Consider the following 16,033-nt stretch of genomic DNA (forward strand, 5'->3'; position numbering starts at 1 on the left):
TAGCCTGAGCCCATGCCTTTCGAGACGATGACGCCTCCCCTCCGTGCTGCGGAGCAGGGCCAGGCGCCCCGCGCGATCCACAACATGATCGCCGGCGAGCGCGTGGAGGGAATCGCCACCTTCACCAAGATCAGTCCGGTCGACGGTTCGGTCGTCGCCGAGGTGCACGAGGCCGGCACCGAACAGGTCGATCGTGCGGTGGCGGCCGCCCGTGCCGCGTTCGACGGCCCCTGGGGGCGGATGACCGTCGCCGAGCGTGCCCGCCTGCTGCGCGGAGTGGCCGACGCCATCGACCGCCGCGCCGACGAACTCGTCTCGGCCGAAGTGGGCGACACCGGCAAGCCCGAGACCCTGGCCCGCGACCTCGACGTGGCCCGGGCCGCAGCGAACTTCCGATCGTTCGCCGACACGGTCTCGACCGCCGGGCTCGACTCGTTCCTCACCGAGCTGCCCGACGGACGCCGCGCCCTGAACTACGCGGTGCGCAAGCCGCTGGGCGTCGTCGCCGTGATCGTGCCCTGGAACCTGCCGCTGCTCCTGCTCACATGGAAGCTCGCACCCGCTCTCGCCACCGGGAACACCGTCGTCATCAAACCCTCGGAGGAAACGCCCTCCTCGGCGACGCTCCTCGCCGAGATCCTCGCCGAGGCGGGTGTCCCCGCGGGCGTCGTGAACGTGGTGCACGGTTTCGGCGCCGACTCCGCCGGCGAAGCGCTCACGACGCACCCGGGCATCGACGGCGTCACCTTCACCGGTGAATCGTCCACTGGTTCCGCCATCATGCGGGCGGTCGCGCCGCGCGTGCGCCCCGTCTCGTTCGAGCTCGGCGGCAAGAACGCCGCGCTCGTGTTCGCCGATGCCGACCTCGACTCGGCCGTCGCCGGACTCGCCCGCTCCACGTATCTCAACACCGGCCAGGTGTGCCTGTGCACCGAGCGCATCTACGTGCAGCGCGCGATCTTCGACGACGTGGCAGCCGGACTCGCCGAGCACGCCGCCCGCCTGCGGCTGGGCCGTCCGGAGCAGCCGGCCACGACCACCGGCCCCCTCATCTCGCAGGCCCACCGCGACAAGGTCCTGTCGTACTTCGACCTCGCCGTCGCCGAGGGCGCGACCGTGCTCGCGGGCGGGGGCATCCCCACGCTCGGCGATGGACTCGATGGCGGATCGTGGATCGAGCCGACGCTGTGGACCGGCCTCGACAACAGCCACCGCACTGTGCGCGAAGAGGTGTTCGGCCCGGTCGCCGCCCTCATCCCGTTCGACACCGAGGAGGAAGCGATCGCGCTGGCGAACGACACGGACTACGGACTGGCCGCCGTCACCTGGACGACCGACCTCACCCGCGGACACCGCGTCGCGCAGCAGATGCGCACCGGCATGTCGTGGGTCAACACCTGGTACCTGCGCGACCTGCGCAGCCCCTTCGGCGGGGTCGGGCTCTCCGGCATCGGCCGAGAGGGCGGCCACCACTCGCTCGAGTTCTACACCGAGCCGACGAACGTGTGCGTGCAGCTGTGAGCACCGAGCACGACGTCGACGCCGTCCGCGCCGCCGACGAGCGGTTGCGGCGGGCCGCCGAGTCCGGACGGCCGTGCGCGCCGGTGCGCGACCTGCTCGGCGAGACGGATCAGGATGCCGCGTACGCGGTCCAGTCGTTCGGCATCGCCCGGCGACTGCAGGAGGGACGACGCCTCGTCGGTCGCAAGATCGGGCTGACCTCCCCCGCCGTGCAGACGCAGCTCGGCGTCGACAGCCCCGACTACGGCGTGCTGCTCGACGACATGATCTTCGCCGACCGCGAGCCGATCGACCTCGCGCGCTTCCTGCAGCCGCGCGCCGAGGCCGAGGTCGCCTTCGTGCTCGGCCGCGACCTGGACTCCCCCACGACGCACGTCGCCGATGTCATCCGGGCCACGGAGTTCGTGCTGCCCGCGATCGAGGTCGTCGACTCCCGCGTGGCCGACTGGGACATCCTCATCACCGACACCATCGCCGATAACGCGTCGAGCGGGGCGGTCGTGCTGGGTACGACGCCCCGGCGCCTCGACGGGTTCGACCTCACGACGCTCGGCATGACCCTCGACCGTGAGGGCCGCCCGGTCTCGACCGGATCCGGTGCCGCGTGCCTTGGGAGTCCTGTCATCGCGGTCGCCTGGCTCGCGCGTGAGGTCGCCCGGCGCGGACAGCCGCTGCGCGCGGGCGAAGTGATCCTCTCCGGCGCGCTCGGCCCGATGGTCGACGCGACCGCCGGGGTGTTCCGCGCACGCCTCGAAGGACTCGGCGACGTCCGAGCAGACTTCTTCGGCACCGTATCGGAAAGGGCTGCAGCATGACCATCGGCATTGCCATCATCGGCTCGGGCAACATCGGCACCGATCTGCTCATCAAGGTGAAGCGGCTCTCGACGACCCTCCACGTGGTCGCGATGGCGGGCATCGACGAGCGCTCGGACGGCCTGGCCCGCGCACGTCGACTCGGTGTCGCCACCACCCATGACGCGGTGGACGGGCTCATCGCGATGCCGGAGTTCGCCGACGTCGAGCTGGTGTTCGACGCGACTTCGGCGGGAGCCCATGCCCGCAACGACGCGCTCGTGCGCAACGCCGGACGCCTCATGGTCGACCTGACCCCCGCCGCCATCGGGCCGTACGTCGTACCGGTCGTGAACCTCGACGCCCACCTCGGTGCGACCAACGTGAACATGGTCACCTGCGGCGGCCAGGCCACGGTGCCGATGGTGGCCGCCGTGTCGCGCGTCGCCCCGGTGGCCTACGCCGAGATCGTGGCCTCGATCGCCTCGAAGTCGGCCGGCCCCGGCACCAGGGCCAACATCGACGAGTTCACCGAGACCACTGCCCGCGCGCTCGAGGTGATCGGCGGCGCCGAGCGCGGCAAGGCCATCATCGTGCTCAACCCCGCCGACCCGCCCCTCATCATGCGCGACACGGTGTTCTGCCTGGTCGAGGGCGACCCCGCCACGCTGGATCGCGATGCCGTGAGCGCCTCGGTCGATGCCATGGTCGCCGACGTGCAGGCCTATGTCGGGGGCTATCGCCTCAAGCAACAGGTGCAGTTCGATGCGGTCGACGAGGCGTACGTGCCGGCTCTCGACCGTCCGTTCCGAGGAACCCGCGTCACCGTCCTGCTGGAGGTAGCGGGCGCCGGCCACTATCTTCCGGAGTACGCGGGCAATCTCGACATCATGACCTCGGCCGCCCTGCGCACGGCCGAGCGACTCGTCGCCGAACGGACAGGGGTTCCCGCATGACCACCACTCCCCGCGTGTACGTGCAGGACGTCACCCTCCGCGACGGCATGCACGCGATCGGCCACGGCTACACGACCGATCAGGTGCAGGGCATCGCCCGCGCTCTCGAAGCGGCGGGAGTGGACGCCATCGAGGTCGCCCACGGCGATGGTCTCGGAGGGTCGAGCGTCGCCTACGGACAGGGCGCGCACACCGACTGGCAGTGGATCGAAGCGGCGGCCGGGGTGCTCGACCGTGCCGTCCTGACCACCCTGATCCTGCCCGGCATCGGCACGATCGACGACCTCGCCCGCGCCCGTGATCTCGGTGTCGGGAGCGTGCGGGTGGCGACGCACTGCACCGAGGCCGACGTCGCCATCCAGCACATCACCTGGGCGCGCGAGCACGGCATGGACGTCTCGGGGTTCCTGATGATGAGCCACCTCAACGACCCTCGCGGCCTCGCCGCGCAGGCGAAGATCATGGAGTCCGCGGGCGCGCACTGCGTGTACGTGACCGACTCCGGCGGGCGCCTCACGATGCGCGACGTCGCCGACCGCGTCGACGCATACCGCGAGGTCCTCGACCCCGGCACGCAGATCGGCATCCACGCCCACGAGAACCTCTCGCTGAGCGTGGCCAACAGCGTCACGGCCGTCGAACACGGCGTGTACCGGGTCGATGCTTCGCTCGCAGGGCAGGGAGCGGGGGCGGGGAACTGCCCGATCGAGGCGTTCATCGCGGTGGCCGATCTGCTCGGCTGGGAGCACGGCTGCGACCTGTTCGCGCTGCAGGATGCCGCGGAGGAGCTCGTGCGTCCGCTGCAACGCCGTCCCGTGCGCGTCGACCGCGAGACCCTCACCCTCGGCTATGCGGGTGTGTACTCGAGCTTCCTGCTGCACGCCGAGCGCGCCGCCGAGAAGCACGGCCTCGACGCCCGCGACATCCTCGTGGAGTTGGGCCGCCGCCGCATGGTGGGCGGCCAGGAGGACATGATCGTGGACGTCGCTCTCGACCTCGTCTCCGCGCGGACGGCGGTGACCGCATGACCGCCGACGCCGTGTTCGCCGCCGCGCTCGACACCGCTCAGCGCACGGCGACCTCGATCAACCAGCTCTCCTCCGAGGAAGAGGTCGGGCTCGACACCGCCTATGCCACGCAGCACGCGCTGATCGCCCGCCGCCTCGCCCGCGGCGAGCGCATCACCGGCCTCAAGCTGGGCTTCACGAGTCAGGCGAAGGCCCAGCAGATGGGCGTGCACGACGTGATCCTCGGCACTCTGACCGATGCCATGCGCCTGGACGACGACGCCGTCTTCGACCGTCGATCGGCGATCCACCCGCGCATCGAACCCGAGGTCGCGTATCTCCTGGCGACCGACATCGACGGCTCCGCCCCCGGACGCCCGCTGTCCGACCTCATCGCTGCGGTCGCTCCCGCCCTGGAGATCATCGACTCGCGGTACCGGGACTTTCGCTTCAGCCTCGCCGATGTCGTGGCCGACAACACGTCCGCCGCCGCGTACGTGACCGGCCCCTGGACTCCCTTCGACCGCGCCGGCGACCTCGACAACAGAGCGGTGCTGCTCGAGGTCGACGGTCGGGTCAGCGCTACGGGTTCGACGTCCGCCATCCTGGGCGACCCGGCGCGCGCCGTCGCCGCGGCCGCACGACTCGCCACGCAGTACGGGTTCGCACTGCGTGCCGGCATGGTGCTGCTCGCCGGAGCCGCGACCGCCGCCGTCCTCCTGCCCGACCGCGGCGTCGTCGAGGCGTCCATCGCCGGACTCGGGCGCGTCGGCGTCCGCACGCACGAGGGATCCGACGAGCCCGAGGAGGGAGCACGATGACCGATTCACGAGGGATCCTCGTCGAGGGCAAGGCGACGCCCCGAGGGCGCTTTCCGCACGCGAAGGTCTCCGGTGACCTCGTGTTCGTCTCCGGGACGTCGAGCCGGCGCCCCGACAACACGATCGCCGGTGCGGAGGTCGACGAGCTCGGCGCCACGCGTCTCGACATCGCGGTGCAGACCCGCGCCGTCATCGAGAACATCCGCGCGGTGCTCGCCGCCGCCGGGTGCGACCTCGGCGATCTGGTCCAGGCGACCACCTTCCTCGTCGACATGAACGACTTCGCCGCGTACAACGCCGTCTGGGCCGAGTACTTCGACGAGCAGGGCCCGGCCCGCACCACGGTCGCCGTGCACGCCCTGCCCCATCCGCACCTGCGCATCGAGATCCAGGCGATCGCGCGCCGGCCCGACCCCATCACCGCTGCCACTCTCGAGGAGGAGAAATGAGCACCATCCCACCCGTCATCGATTTCCCCGCATGGATCAAGGAGAACGAGCATCTCCTGAAGCCACCGGTCAACAACAAGGCCGCCTGGACACCGATGGGCGACTTCATCGTGCAGGTCGTCGGCGGACCCAACCAGCGCACGGACTTCCACTTCGATCCCTATGAGGAGTGGTTCTACCAGTACCGCGGCAACATGCACGTCAACATCCAGACGCCAGAAGGTCTGCAGCGCATCGACATCCGCGAGGGCGAGATGTGGCTGCTGCCGGGCAACGTCTTCCACTCTCCGCAGCGCCCCGAAGAGGGTTCCATCGGCATCGTGATCGAGCGCATCCGCGAAGAGGGCACGCTCGAGAAGTTCGCCTGGTTCTGCCCGAACTGCAACGCCAAGGTGCACGAGGTCGAGCTGCAGGTGCGCGACATCGTCGAGGACCTGCCGCCGGTGTTCCGTGACTTCTACGAGAGCGAAGAGGGGCGCACCTGCCCGCAGTGCGGAACCGTCCACCCCGGCAAGGGCTGAAGCCCCTTGGGCACGATCGACGTCCACACGCACTTCGTGCCGAGCGCCTGGCCCGACCTGTCGACGCAGGTCGGGCCAGGTCTCTGGCCGACCCTTCGCGTGGACTCAGAACGCGACGCGATGATCATGCTCGGCGAGACCGAGTTCCGCCGCATCGGCGACGACTGCTGGGATGCCTCGGTGCGCCTGGCCGACATGGATGCCGACGGCGTCGAGATGCAGGTCGTCTCCCCTACCCCGCTGTTCTTCTCCTACGACAAGTCGGGGGATGAAGCGGTCAAGGTCGCACGTATCTTCAACGATCTCGCTCTGGAGATCTGCGCCCCGGCACCGGAGCGGCTGATCCCGTTCGCCCAGGTGCCGCTGCAGGATCCGGATGCCGCGTGCGCCGAGGCCGACCGTGCGCTCGCGTCCGGCCACGCGGGCGTCGAGATCGGCAACCACGTGGGTGACCGCGACCTCGACGACGAGGGCATGGTGATGTTCCTCCAGCACTGCGCCGACAACGACATCCCGGTATTCGTGCATCCGTGGGACATGCCGGGTTCGCCGCGGCTCGACCGATGGATGGCACGCTGGCTCACCGGCATGCCCGCCGAGACCCACCTGTCGATCATCGCCATGATCCTGGGCGGTGTCTTCGATCGTGTACCACCGACTCTCCGTCTCGCGTTCGCGCACGGAGGAGGCTCCTTCGCGTTCTGGCTCGGGCGCTTCGAGAACGCGTGGCTCCAGCGCCCTGACCTCATCGGGGTCAGCGAACGGCCGCCGTCGGCGTACCTCGACCGCTTCAGCGTCGACAGCGTCGTCTTCGACCCGATCGCGTTGCGGGCGCTGGTGGAGACGCTCGGCACGAGTCAGGTGATGGTGGGCAGCGACTACCCGTACCCGCTGGGCGAGCGTCCGGTCGGCAGCGTCGTCGACCGGGCCGACTTCCTCGACGAGGCGCAGAAGCGCGCCATCCGCCGCGACAACGCGCTGCGGTTCCTGGGGCGCTGACCCCGCATCGACTTCGAACGGACTGTTCCATGAGCATCACCCCGACCCGCACCGCCATCGACCGCGCCACGTGCCTGGCCCTCGACGACGCCGACCCGCTCGCACCGATGCGGGAACGGTTCGTGCTGCCGGAGGATGTGATCTACCTCGACGGGAACTCGCTCGGTGCGCTCCCCCGCCACACCGCGGCACGCCTGGAGCAGGTCATCACCGAGGAGTGGGGCACGGGGCTCATCCGCAGTTGGAACGAGGCCGGATGGTTCGCCAAGCCGCGCACGGTCGGTGACCGGATCGCACCGCTGATCGGCGCCGACGCCGGCGAGGTCGTGCTCGGCGACTCCACGTCGGCGAGTCTGTTCCAAGCGGCGGTCGCCGCGGTCCGGCTCCGCCCCGGTCGCCGCGTGATCGTCGCGGAGCGGGGGAACTTCCCCACCGACCTCTACATGCTCGAGGCCGTGCAGGAACTCCTGGGCGGCGGGGTTCCGCTGGAGCGTCGACTGATCGCCGACGACGGACCGACCCTCGACGAGGTGCTCGACGATCATGTCGCGGTCGTCGTGCTCACCCAGGTCGACTACCGCACCGGGCGGATGCACGACATCGCCGAGGTCACGCGCAAGGTGCACGCCGCGGGCGCGCTCGTCATCTGGGACCTCTGCCACAGTGTCGGCGCCGTGCCGATCGACCTGAACGCTGCGGAGGCGGACTTCGCGGTGGGCTGCACCTACAAATACCTCAACGGCGGACCGGGCTCGCCCTCGTTCATCTGGGCCGCCGCCCGACACCACGACACCGCTCGGCCGGCTCTGACCGGCTGGCACGGCCACGCACGACCGTTCGACTTCACGGTCGACTACGCCCCCGCCGCGGGGATCGAACGCTTCCGCGTCGGCACCCCGCAGCTGCTTTCGGTGGCCGGACTCGAAGCGAGTCTCGACATCTGGGACGACGTGGATCTGACCCTCGTGCGGGAGAAGAGCCTGCGCCTCACCGAGCTCTTCCTGTCCCTCGTCGACACGCGCCTGACCCCGCGCTGGGGCATCGAGCCGGTCACTCCTCGCGAATCGGCTCGCCGTGGCAGCCAGGTCTCCCTGCGCCATGAAGACGGCTACGCGGTGATGCAGGCGTTGATCGAGCGCGGCGTGATCGGCGACTTCCGCGCTCCCGACCTCATCCGCTTCGGCTTCACCCCCCTCTACACCTCCTACACCGACGTGTGGGATGCCGTGGAGGCCCTGGAGGACGTGCTGCACAGTGAGATCTGGCGCGAGCCCCGTTTCGCGCGCCGCGGCACCGTCACCTGAGCCCGGGCCCTGCCTCACCTGCATGCCCCGCGCCCTCGCCTCACCTGCATGACCCGGGGACACCTGCATGACCGTGCCCGGCGTTCCCGCCATGCATCCGTGCGGGAGTCATGCATGCGTACGCGGACGGCGGCGCCGAACTGTGCGTGTCAGGATCCGTCGGCTGCGGCCTCCGTGGCGGCGGCGTCCAGGAGTGCGATCACGCCGTCGCGCACGTGGTTCAGGTGCGACTCGAGCACGCGCAGTGCCGCCTCCGCATCGCCCGCGGCGACCACGTCGATCAACTCGCCGTGCGAGTGGTCATGGCTGCCGGGTGAGACCAGACGCCAGCCCAGCACGTAGCGGCCGAGCTTCAGACGGAGCTGCTCGATCATCTCCCACATCAGCGGACGCGACTGCGCGTCGTAGAGCGTCGCGTAGAACTCGGTGCGTGCCTCCACGAACTCCCCGCCTTCGGAGATGTCGTCGGCGGTCTGGGCGAGCTCACGCAGAGCAGCGACCCGTTCCGGAGTCATCTCGGCCATCGCCAGCCGCAGCGCCTCCTTCTCGAGCAGGGTGCGCAGGTGGTACACCTCGGTGGCTTCCTCGACCGACAACGCGCGCACCATCGCCCCGCGGCGGGCGTGGAAGATCACGAGGCCGTCCGCCTCCAGCTGGATCAGCGCGGATCGGATCGGCAGGCGCGAGATGCCGATCGACTCGGCCAGCGTCTCCTGCCGCAGCTTCATCCCGGGAGGAAGCGTGCCGTCGAGGATCGCATCACGGATGATGTCGTACGCCATCGCGCCCACCGAGCGGTATCCGGCTCCGTGCCGCTGCGCGAGTCTCTGCAGCGCGTCGGCCCGATCCTTCGCCGACGCGACGTTTCCTGATTGCACCATGGAGCGACAGTATCGGATGATCGCACCGAACTCTGCATTCTGGATCCAAAATCACGTCCGTGTCCTCGTGCGGCCGTGCCCTCACGCCCCGGAGACGCCGAACGCCCCCTCTCCCGAAGGAGAGGGGGCGTTCGAGAACAGCGTTACTTCGCGGCGATGACCTGCAGCGTGATGACTGCAGTGACGTCTTCGTGCAGACGCACGGTCGCCTCGTGGTCGCCGGTCGACTTGATCGGCGAGGTGATGTGCACCTTGCGCTTGTCGATCGACCCCAGGCCGGCGGCTGCGACAGCATCCGCGACGTGGTCGGTCTTGACCGAGCCGAAGAGACGACCCTCCTTGCCGGCCTTGACCGTGAGGCGCACCTTGGTGCCCTCGAGAGCGTTCTTCAGCGCGACAGCGTCGTCACGATCGTGGATCGCGCGTGCCTGACGCGCGGCCTGGATCGATGCGACCTGCTTTTCGCCACCGCGGGTCCACGCCGTGGCGAAACCCTGCGGGATGAGGAAGTTCCGGGCGTACCCGTTCTTGACCTCGACCACGTCACCGGCGCTACCGAGCCCGGCGACCTCATTCGTGAGAATCAGCTTTGCCATCTCGATACCCCTTACCGGCCGGCGCCAGCGTAGGGCAGGAGCGCCATTTCGCGCGCGTTCTTGATCGCCGTGGCGATCAGACGCTGCTCCTGCACCGAGACACCGGTGATACGACGGGCGCGGATCTTGCCGCGCTCCGAGACGAACTTGCGAAGGGTGGCGACATCCTTGTAATCGATGACACCGACCCGGATGGACTTCGCGGGAGCAGCGTTCTTCGCGCCCTTCCGCGGCTTGCGGCGGTCGCCGCTCGACTTTCCAGCCATTGTTTTTCCTTAGTGATGAGCGGATGCCGGCCCTGCGGACCGGATCCAGAAGTTGTTCAGAACGGAGTGTCGTCGCCGAAGCTGCCCGGAGTGCTCCAGGCATCCGCGCTGGTCGACGAGCCGGGCGTGGACCACGGCTCCTCCGACACCTGCTGCTGCGCGGGGCGAGACTGTCCGCCGCCGCCGCCACCGGCACCGCCGGTCGAGGCCGCGCGCGTGACCTGAGCGGTCGCGTACCGGAGCGAGGGGCCGATCTCGTCGACCTCCAGCTCGATCGCGGTGCGCTGGTTGCCCTCGCGGTCCTGGTAGGAGCGCTGACGCAGACGGCCCTGCGCGATGACGCGCATGCCCTTCGTCAGCGAGCCCGCCACGTGCTCGGCGAACTCGCGCCACACGGATGCACGGAGGAACAGCGCATCGCCGTCCTTCCACTCATTCGCAGCGCGGTCGAAGTTCCGAGGCGTCGAAGCGATGGTGAAGTTCGCCACCGGCAGCCCGTTCTGCGTGTAGCGCAGCTCGGGGTCGGCCGTGAGGTTTCCCACCACGGTGATGACGGTTTCGCCAGCCATGGACGTCAGGCCTTCGCAGCCTTGGCGGCCTTGCGAGCAGCCTTCTCTTCGCTGCGCTTGGCCTCGGAAGCGATCATCGCCTGAGCCTCTTCAGCGCGGAGGACCTTGGTGCGCATGATCTGCTCGTTCAGCTTCAGCTGACGGTCGAGCTCCTGCGTGGCGGCGCTGGTCGCGGTGAAGTTGACGACGGCGTAGATGCCCTCGTTCTTCTTCTGGATCTCGTAAGCGAGACGGCGCTTGCCCCAGATGTCGACGTTCTCGATAGAGCCACCATCGTTGGTGATGACCTTCAGGAACTTGTCGAGCGTCGGGGCGACCTGGCGCTCGTCGATCTCGGGGGTCAGAATGACCATGAGTTCGTACTGGTGCGTCACTTACCCACCTCCTTCGGACTAGAACGGCTCTCGGGACTTTCCCGGGAGCAGGAGGGTGTGTGCACGTGTCTGCCCCAGGATTCCCGATTGGAGTCCGGAAGGCAGACAACCTGGACAGTCTAGCGGATTCCGCCCTGGGCTGCTGAACCGCGGCCGCTGTGCGAAAGCGGAGAGCATCCGCGCCGGCCATCCATGGTTGACGATGGTCACGTAGCTCTTGCTCATGCTGGCCATGCAACGGGCCGAACGGTTGTTGAAAGCTGTCCAGTTTCGTCATCCGTCGATGACGAAAGCGTCAAGTGAACTCTGATCTCGAGCGTGTCCAACACGAGCAGCAAGGTCCGGATCGTCGGGTTCGCAGCTTGGCCGGATGGAGCCACCCCGCGCTCGATGCATCCATATGCCCGGACGGTTATGGCCGCCTGGTGAGCAATCTGTTCTTGCGATAGTCCTTTTCGTAGTCGCGCTCTTCGTAGCGTCTCACCAAGGCACAGCGCAGTCATTCGGTGCTTCTCACGTTCAGCCCGACTCGGCATCTTCGCCCCCCACTCTGGAGGCCCGGGTTATTGCATCTTTATTCGCGGAGTGCAAGGCATCTCAATGCCTGGCACCGTGATATCCGGGTAGCCAGAGTGAAGGACACGGCTCGTTCACTCGCACGGCCGACTTCGACAGGAGGAATGGCATGCTGAACACCAAGAAAAAGCTGGCCGCAGGCGCAGTTGCCTCGATGATTCTCATCGGTGGGTTCCCTGCAGCTGCGCACGCCGCCACCACTTATGCATCGGGAAGTCACTCATGCCGCTCGGGCGAACAGGTATATGTGCGGATTACCCTCGACAGCTACGGCCCCGTGATCGTGGCCGGCGGCAGCCAGCCGATCGGGCAGAAGGGCACTGATCATGCGGGATGAGCACGATCGATTCGTGCTCATCCCGCGTGAAGATGTTCGGCTACGATTCGCCGTTGGCACGCAGCCGTGTGATTGTGCGTTCATCCTCATCGAGCTGAGCACGCATTCCCTCGACGGCGAGCGGCGAGAAGCGCTTGACTTGCATGTCGAGGATCACCTCCGCTTGGAACTCGGTCAGGCCACACGCGGAAGCCAATCGCCGGGCAATGTTGTCCCCTGCTCTCGAAGGCGCGGAGCAGATCTCGATCACCTGCGCGGCGTTTTCCGCGGCGTAGATCATCGCGGAAACCATCTGCTGCCGACCTACGAGATCTTGAAGTTCACTCATGGCGCCCTACCTTAGCCTTCACATCAGACGTCCTCGGCTCGTGCCTGTCGCCGTGGACGTCCGCCGCCCGCGGTTCGTCTCCGTTTCGGCCGCCCCGACCGGCAGGGATCAGTACATGACCGGCGGTACTTCCGCCCACACGGTGCGGTCGTCGACCGAGGGCGCTGCGGGGATGCGGCCGGCCCCGTCCGGTTCCGGGATCGCCGCCAGCAGCGCCTGCGTGTAGGGATGCTGCGGTGCGGCCCACAGCGGCGCCGTCGGCCCAGCCTCCAGCACGCGACCACCGAACATCACGTGGGTCCGGTCGGCGATGCGTCGCACCACCGCGAGATCGTGCGAGATGAACAGCATCCCCGCTCCCGACTCCGCGACCAGGTCGCGCATGAGCCGGGCGACACTCGTCTGCGTCGAGGCGTCGAGGGCGGAGATCGGCTCGTCGGCCACGAGGAGCGACGGCCGCGCAGCCAACGCCCGCGCGATCGCGAGGCGCTGCTTCTGCCCGCCCGAGAACTGGTGGGGGAAGCGCGTGCTGACCTCGGTCGGCAGCCCGACGCGGTCGAGCCATTCGTCGACGGTCGATCCGGCCTCGCCGCGGGCCCGTGCCGTCGCGATGCCGTCCGCGATCTGGTCGCCCACACGCCGTCGGGGGTTCAGCGACGTGGACGGGTCCTGGAACACCATCTGGATACCGGTCATCGCGGTGGGTCGACGACGGATGCCGAGCGGTGCGACGGGCACATCGCGGAAACGGACGGCACCGCCCGCGATCTTCTCGATGCCGACGACGGCGCGGGCGAGGCTCGACTTCCCGCTTCCGGACTCGCCGACCAGAGCCACGGTCTCCCCCGCGGCCACGCTGATCGACACGCCGTTCACGGCGACGACGGGCGGATTTCCCGGGTAGCGCACGACCACGTCCTGCGCGTCGAGGACGGCGACCTCACTCATCTGCGGACTCCTGTTCCGGTGCCTCGTCGACCCGCGAGCCCGGCAGGGCCGCGAGCAGCATGCGCGTGTAGTCGTGTCGAGGATCGAGGAAGAGCGTCTCCCGGTCGGCGAGCTCGACTATCCGCCCGTCCTTCATGACGGCGACCCTGTCGGCGATCGCGCTCATCACGCCCAGGTCATGCGTCACGAGCAGCACCGCGAGGTTCCGCTCGACCGCGAGGTCGCGCAGCAGCTTCAGGATGCCGGCCTGCACCGTGACGTCGAGGGCCGTCGTGGGCTCGTCGGCCAGCAGCACCTCGGGGTCGCACGCGAGGGCGCACGCGATCGCGATGCGCTGGCGCTGTCCGCCGGAGAACTGATGCGGATAGCGTTTCAGCGCCTCGTCGGGGTTCGGCACCTGCACGGTCTCGAGCAGCTCCACCGCCCGCGCCCGTGCGGCAGCGCCCGTGAGCCCGAGGTGCACGCGCATGTGATCGGTGAGCTGACGGCCGACCGGAAGCTGCGGGTGCAGCGAGGCGGACGGATCCTGGAACACCATGGCGATCCGCTTGCCCCGCACACGGTTGAGCGCACGTCGACGCAGGCCGACGAGTTCTTCGTCCCCGAGCAGGATCGATCCACCGGTGCGCGCCTGCCGCGGCAGCAGCCCCAGCACGGCGAGCGAGGTGAGGGTCTTTCCGGATCCGGATTCCCCCGCGAGCCCCTGCACACGACCCGCCTCGAGTTCGAGCGAGACGCCCTTCACCAGCGGACGGCCGATGTCGATCGTGAGGTCGCGGATGCGCAGGACCGTGGCTCCCTGGGCGCTCATGCCGTCGCCCCCGTCGCCGATGCCGCGTGCTCGTCGGCCTTCTCGTGCGTGATCTCCGCGGTCGGGTCGAGCACGTCGCGCATCGCGTCACCGAGGAAGTTGAACGCCAGCACGACCGTGAGGATCGCGAGGCCCGGGAACACCCCGAGCCACCAGGCGTCGAAGTTCTGCATCGCTGCGGAGATCATCGACCCCCACTCCGCCGTCGGCGGCTGTGCACCGAGACCGAGGAAGGAGAGTCCGGAGAGGAGGAGGATGGCCGCGCCGATGTCGAGCGTGGCGAGGACCAGGATCGGGCCGGCGATGTTCGGCAGGATGTCGATGAACAGCGTGCGCACCGGCGAGTGTCCGAGGAGCCGGCCCGCGATCACGTAGTTCTGCCCGCGCAGCCCCAGCACGATGCTCCGTGTGACACGCGAGTACTGCGGCCAGGACACGACGATCGCGGCGATCACCGCGTTGAAGAGGGAAGGTCCGAGCGAAGCCGCGACCACCATGGCCAGGATCACGGTCGGGAACGCCATGAACAGATCGGTGATGCGCATCAGGGTCTCGTCGACCCAGCCGCCGAAGTACCCGGCGACGGCGCCGATGACCGTGCCGATGATCATGGCGGCGATCACGAGCATGAGCGCGAGCGGAAGGCTCACCGTCGCGCCCGTCATCAGCCGGGAGAAGATGTCGCGGCCGTTGCCGTCGGTGCCGAGGAGCGTGTCGATCCCCGGCGCCTGCAGACGGGGCAGCACCTGCGCGTTCGGCGGATAGGGCACCCACCACTGGGCGGTGAAGGCCACGATGACCCAGGCGCCCGCGATCACGGTGCCGATGATGCCGAGCGGGGTGCGCCAGGCTCGGGGCCAGCGGAAGCGGAAGCGACCGGCCGGGGTGGCGGCGGCGATGCGGCTCATGCGATCCTCACTCTCGGGTCGAGCACGCCGTAGAGGATGTCGACGATGAAGTTGATGAGGAGGTAGATGATGCCGACCACGAGACCGACCCCCATGATGCCGGGCAGATCGAGGTTCGCCGCCGAGTTGTACGCGTAGGTACCCAGTCCGGGCCAGGCGAACACGGACTCGACGAGCACCGTGCCCGAGAGCAGGGCTCCGAACGCGACACCCACGACCGTGAGGATCGGCAGCGAGGCGCCCCGCAGGACGTAGCCGAGGATCACCCGCATGGCCGGGAGCCCCTTGGCCCGGGCGGCGCGCACGTAGTCGCTGCCCAGGACCTCGAGCACCGAGGTGCGGATGAAGCGGGTCAGCAGGCCGATCGTCACGAGCGAGAGCACCATGACGGGGAGGGCGAGGTGCGCGAGGGCGTCGAAGAACCCGACCGCGTCTCCGTTCAGGAGATAGTCGACCGTGTAGAGCCCGGTCACGCGCGGCGGCGGGGTGATCGACGGCGAGATGCGCCCGGAGCCCGGAGCGATCCGCAGCTCCAGGAAGAAGACGTAGAAGCTGACGAGCGCCAGCCAGAACGTCGGCACACTCAGGCCCACCAGCGTGACCACGCGGATGACCTGGTCGGTGACCAGTCCACGACGGTAGGCGGCGAGGGTGCCGAGCACGATGCTCACAGCGAGACTGACGATGATCGCACCGATCGCGATCTCGATGGTCGCCGGCACCGCGGTGGCGAGGTCGCTGGTGACCGGGCGTCCCGTCACCAGCGACGTGCCGAGGTCTCCGCGGAGCAGATTCCCCATGTAGATGAAGTACTGCACGAACAGTGGCTGGTCGAGACCCTGCTCCTTGATGAACGCTTCGCGCGTCGCGGGGTTCTGCGACGCGCCCTCACCGAGCGCAGCCGAGACCGGGTCCCCCGGCACCAGGTTGGTGAGCGCGAACGTGACGATCGTCACGCCCACCAACAGGAGCAGGGAGGTGCCGGCCCGCCGCAGCAGGTATCCGACCAGAGGCGATCGACGCCGCTGCGCCTGCCTCTGCACCGCCACTGTCGTCATGAGATGTCC

At 68.7% G+C, this 16,033-nt stretch carries 21 protein-coding genes; 10 read left to right on the forward strand and 11 right to left on the reverse strand.

Features of this window, described 5'->3' with window-relative positions; genetic code table 11:
• Positions 1-12 precede the first annotated feature (12 nt).
• The 9 genes from LRQ07_RS17740 to kynU are packed head-to-tail and all read left to right on the forward strand — an operon-like array spanning position 13 to position 8,372.
• On the forward strand, positions 13-1,521 hold the full coding sequence (locus LRQ07_RS17740; RefSeq protein ID WP_256535394.1) for a 2-hydroxymuconic semialdehyde dehydrogenase: 1,509 nt from the start codon (positions 13-15) through the stop codon (positions 1,519-1,521).
• Positions 1,518-2,336 (forward strand): 2-keto-4-pentenoate hydratase, encoded by an 819-nt coding sequence (locus tag LRQ07_RS17745; RefSeq protein WP_319944134.1) that lies wholly within the window; start codon positions 1,518-1,520, stop codon positions 2,334-2,336. The genes LRQ07_RS17740 and LRQ07_RS17745 overlap by 4 nt, the downstream gene beginning before the upstream one ends.
• A complete protein-coding gene (locus LRQ07_RS17750) occupies positions 2,333-3,271 on the forward strand; it encodes an acetaldehyde dehydrogenase (acetylating) (RefSeq protein WP_256535395.1) in 939 nt (312 codons plus the stop codon). The genes LRQ07_RS17745 and LRQ07_RS17750 overlap by 4 nt, the downstream gene beginning before the upstream one ends.
• Positions 3,268-4,299, forward strand: coding sequence for a 4-hydroxy-2-oxovalerate aldolase (dmpG, locus tag LRQ07_RS17755; protein ID WP_256535396.1), 1,032 nt, complete (start codon positions 3,268-3,270; stop codon positions 4,297-4,299). Before LRQ07_RS17750 ends, dmpG begins: the two co-directional genes overlap by 4 nt.
• A complete protein-coding gene (locus LRQ07_RS17760) occupies positions 4,296-5,099 on the forward strand; it encodes a 2-keto-4-pentenoate hydratase (RefSeq protein ID WP_256535397.1) in 804 nt (267 codons plus the stop codon). The genes dmpG and LRQ07_RS17760 overlap by 4 nt, the downstream gene beginning before the upstream one ends.
• The gene (locus LRQ07_RS17765) at positions 5,096-5,548 is read left to right on the forward strand and encodes a RidA family protein (protein ID WP_047523964.1); all 453 of its coding nucleotides are present in this window, start codon (positions 5,096-5,098) and stop codon (positions 5,546-5,548) included. The genes LRQ07_RS17760 and LRQ07_RS17765 overlap by 4 nt, the downstream gene beginning before the upstream one ends.
• On the forward strand, positions 5,545-6,069 hold the full coding sequence (locus LRQ07_RS17770) for a 3-hydroxyanthranilate 3,4-dioxygenase (protein ID WP_232763091.1): 525 nt from the start codon (positions 5,545-5,547) through the stop codon (positions 6,067-6,069). Before LRQ07_RS17765 ends, LRQ07_RS17770 begins: the two co-directional genes overlap by 4 nt.
• A 6-nt stretch (positions 6,070-6,075) precedes the next feature.
• Positions 6,076-7,068, forward strand: coding sequence for an amidohydrolase family protein (locus tag LRQ07_RS17775; protein WP_248569975.1), 993 nt, complete (start codon positions 6,076-6,078; stop codon positions 7,066-7,068).
• 29 nt (positions 7,069-7,097) lie between these two features.
• Positions 7,098-8,372: a kynureninase gene (kynU, locus tag LRQ07_RS17780; protein WP_256535398.1), complete on the forward strand. Its 1,275-nt coding sequence runs from the start codon at positions 7,098-7,100 to the stop codon at positions 8,370-8,372.
• Positions 8,373-8,521: 149 nt separating this feature from the next.
• On the opposite strand, the gene LRQ07_RS17785 is transcribed toward kynU, so the two are convergent.
• From LRQ07_RS17785 to LRQ07_RS18570, 6 genes are all read right to left on the reverse strand, one after another.
• On the reverse strand, positions 8,522-9,253 hold the full coding sequence (locus tag LRQ07_RS17785; protein WP_256535399.1) for a GntR family transcriptional regulator: 732 nt from the start codon (positions 9,251-9,253) through the stop codon (positions 8,522-8,524).
• 143 nt (positions 9,254-9,396) lie between these two features.
• Entirely contained in the window at positions 9,397-9,849 is a 453-nt protein-coding gene (gene rplI / locus LRQ07_RS17790) for a 50S ribosomal protein L9 (protein WP_047523968.1), read from the reverse strand.
• Positions 9,850-9,860: 11 nt separating this feature from the next.
• Positions 9,861-10,115, reverse strand: a complete 255-nt coding sequence (gene rpsR / locus LRQ07_RS17795; protein WP_017203799.1) for a 30S ribosomal protein S18 — start codon at positions 10,113-10,115, stop codon at positions 9,861-9,863.
• Between the two features lie 56 nt (positions 10,116-10,171).
• Complete coding sequence (locus LRQ07_RS17800; RefSeq protein WP_045262453.1) at positions 10,172-10,684, reverse strand: single-stranded DNA-binding protein; 513 nt, start codon at positions 10,682-10,684, stop codon at positions 10,172-10,174.
• A gap of 5 nt (positions 10,685-10,689) precedes the next feature.
• Positions 10,690-11,058, reverse strand: a complete 369-nt coding sequence (gene rpsF, locus LRQ07_RS17805; protein ID WP_047523969.1) for a 30S ribosomal protein S6 — start codon at positions 11,056-11,058, stop codon at positions 10,690-10,692.
• Positions 11,059-11,279: 221 nt separating this feature from the next.
• Positions 11,280-11,594 carry a helix-turn-helix transcriptional regulator gene (locus LRQ07_RS18570; protein ID WP_413775524.1) on the reverse strand — a complete coding sequence of 105 codons (315 nt, stop codon included), beginning with the start codon at positions 11,592-11,594 and terminating at the stop codon, positions 11,280-11,282.
• A 149-nt stretch (positions 11,595-11,743) separates the two neighbouring features.
• Between LRQ07_RS18570 and LRQ07_RS17810 the strand changes: the two genes are divergently transcribed.
• Positions 11,744-11,971 (forward strand): hypothetical protein, encoded by a 228-nt coding sequence (locus tag LRQ07_RS17810; protein ID WP_256535400.1) that lies wholly within the window; start codon positions 11,744-11,746, stop codon positions 11,969-11,971.
• Between the two features lie 40 nt (positions 11,972-12,011).
• Here the strand turns inward: LRQ07_RS17810 and LRQ07_RS17815 are convergent, their stop codons facing one another.
• From LRQ07_RS17815 to LRQ07_RS17835, 5 genes are all read right to left on the reverse strand, one after another.
• A complete protein-coding gene (locus LRQ07_RS17815) occupies positions 12,012-12,299 on the reverse strand; it encodes a hypothetical protein (protein ID WP_256535401.1) in 288 nt (95 codons plus the stop codon).
• Positions 12,300-12,407: 108 nt separating this feature from the next.
• Positions 12,408-13,247, reverse strand: coding sequence for an ABC transporter ATP-binding protein (locus tag LRQ07_RS17820; protein WP_256535402.1), 840 nt, complete (start codon positions 13,245-13,247; stop codon positions 12,408-12,410).
• Positions 13,240-14,058, reverse strand: coding sequence for an ABC transporter ATP-binding protein (locus LRQ07_RS17825; RefSeq protein WP_256535403.1), 819 nt, complete (start codon positions 14,056-14,058; stop codon positions 13,240-13,242). Before LRQ07_RS17825 ends, LRQ07_RS17820 begins: the two co-directional genes overlap by 8 nt.
• The gene (locus LRQ07_RS17830; protein WP_256535404.1) at positions 14,055-14,966 is read right to left on the reverse strand and encodes an ABC transporter permease; all 912 of its coding nucleotides are present in this window, start codon (positions 14,964-14,966) and stop codon (positions 14,055-14,057) included. The genes LRQ07_RS17825 and LRQ07_RS17830 overlap by 4 nt, the downstream gene beginning before the upstream one ends.
• Positions 14,963-16,024, reverse strand: a complete 1,062-nt coding sequence (locus LRQ07_RS17835) for an ABC transporter permease (RefSeq protein ID WP_047523973.1) — start codon at positions 16,022-16,024, stop codon at positions 14,963-14,965. Before LRQ07_RS17835 ends, LRQ07_RS17830 begins: the two co-directional genes overlap by 4 nt.
• Positions 16,025-16,033 lie beyond the last annotated feature (9 nt).

Source organism: Microbacterium sp. J1-1, assembly GCF_024498615.1.
GTDB classification, from domain to species: domain Bacteria; phylum Actinomycetota; class Actinomycetes; order Actinomycetales; family Microbacteriaceae; genus Microbacterium; species Microbacterium aurugineum.